Below are 255 nucleotides of genomic sequence, written 5' to 3'. Positions count from 1 at the left end.
ATGGGCCGAAGAACATGGTGTGATGCTGGAATTTATCAAGCTGGGTAAGCCAACACAGAACGCGTTTATAGAACGGTTTAACCGAACATACCGGACAGAAATACTGGATTTTTACCTGTTCAGAACACTGAATGAAGTACGAGAAATAACGGAGCGCTGGCTGGCTGAATATAACAACGAGCGGCCTCATGAATCCCTGAACAACCTGACGCCGGAAGAGTACCGGCTGATGGCCGAAAACCCGGAAGTCTCAAA

The 255-nt window shown here is 47.8% G+C and carries 1 protein-coding gene; it reads left to right on the top strand.

Features of this window, described 5'->3' with window-relative positions; translation table 11 throughout:
- Positions 1-255 (top strand): integrase core domain-containing protein (locus ACOZIO_RS25150; protein ID WP_421595885.1); only part of this gene is annotated, 255 nt, incomplete at both ends.

Source organism: Rahnella sp. PD4 (assembly GCF_049199325.1).
Classification (GTDB): domain Bacteria; phylum Pseudomonadota; class Gammaproteobacteria; order Enterobacterales; family Enterobacteriaceae; genus Rahnella; species Rahnella perminowiae.
Note: the sequence above shows the minus strand (reverse complement) of the source record. Positions and strands in the feature narration are given on the sequence as shown.